General features: G+C 36.9%; 1 protein-coding gene. It reads right to left on the bottom strand.

What is annotated here, in order from left to right; all coding sequences use genetic code 11:
- On the bottom strand, positions 1-1,584 hold a 1,584-nt coding region (locus tag ABDH49_00055; GenBank protein ID MEN3045370.1), incomplete at both ends, for a choice-of-anchor J domain-containing protein.

Here is a 1,584-nt window from a genome sequence, read left to right as displayed (position 1 = left end):
CTGACATCCTGATCAACAAAGTATGTCTGAGTAGTTGTTCCTAAAGAAGTATACGGACCACCAGAAGTCTGAGACTTCAAAATCTCAAAGTGTTGAATTCCAAAAAGATCTAAATATAGATTAGATTTCTTGTAGGAATCCCTATTTTCAATTAAGGACTTTTTAAGCTTTGCAAATGGAGCACCAGAAGTATTTAAAGAGATAATTACATCTTCATGAATAATCTCAACTCCCTCTTTAGAACTGGACACAAGTGGAGGCAAATAGGAAACATACGAGGCAATTACAAAATCATAACCAGCTGGAACAAATCCTGTACCGGTATTAATCTTACTTCTCTGGGTAAAGGAGGTGTCATCGGAAACTATATAAGGCTTATCATCACCAAGCCATTTGATACCAACATGAAAATCACCAGAAGTAATTATAACATTCTGGGAAGAAAGATCTATGAACTGATAGTATGGGTAGAGTGTGCTGATTTCTACAGTATCAGAGTATATCAAAACACCAGGATAACCTAATCCATTATCCCTCCATACAAGAAGTTCAACAGTATCTTGATATTGATAAAAGAGCATTGCAACAGCTTCAATTTTGTAAGGATGATATTGAGGAGTAAACCTTGTGGCTATCATATCACCTTGTGACCATCCAGACCATACGTATCTAGGATAGGAGTAATGGGATAAATCATCGTAAGGTAAACTCCACTTTAGTTTTACGTTATTTTCTCCTGGAACACCATAGGCTGTTAATCCCGCTGAGAATGGTTCAAGAACACAGAAGGTCATAATTCTTGTGCTTGCTATATTTAAAGCTCTATCTTTTGCCCTTATGTAGTAATCAACTACAGTTCCAGCCGGTAAATCCGGAATCTGATAAGTAAAGGTATCCCCACTGACAGATATTCTCGGTGCTACATAAACTTGATCGTTTACTATGTAATAAAGTGTATCTGAAAGCACTCCAGATGCATTATCGTTTATTAAAGCTTTCACAATAAATGGACCCCTGTATGCATTTTGTGGTTTTAGAATAATAGAAATATTTGGTGCCTGTTGGTCGGGAACAAAACTCAAGGAAAAGTCATCAATATACCAATACCATTCATCATATGCAACATAATGGAAAGCAATTTTTACATTGTCTTTATTATTTACTATATGACTTATATCGATGGTTTTTCTTCCTGAATCGTCAGCATTTGAAAACTTCATGAGTGTAATCCATGTGTTTCCTCCGTCTGTTGATATCAAAACTCTTCCAGAATCAAGTACAGTGGTAGAGTAATCATTATAATAATGCCAGAAAGACAGCTTATAGGTACCCCATGCTGAACAGTTAAATCTAGGTGAAATTAGCCAATCATCATGCCACTCTCTTGGTGAAAAGTAAACTCTAGCTACTGTTCTCGCAGGAGCTGTAGAAACGAACCTGTGCCAATCGTTGGTATTTACTGCGGGGGAAGGTTCGTCTCCTCCATCAACTATAGACCATCCACAGAAAGGAGGTTCAGTTGAATTAAGCCAACTTTCATCAAAGTTTTTAGTATAGGGAGGCACATGATAAATAGGACAAACT

This window comes from Candidatus Hydrothermales bacterium, from assembly GCA_039630235.1.
In the GTDB taxonomy this organism is placed as follows: Bacteria; Hydrothermota; Hydrothermia; order Hydrothermales; family JAJRUZ01; genus JBCNVI01.
Note: the sequence above shows the minus strand (reverse complement) of the source record. Positions and strands in the feature narration are given on the sequence as shown.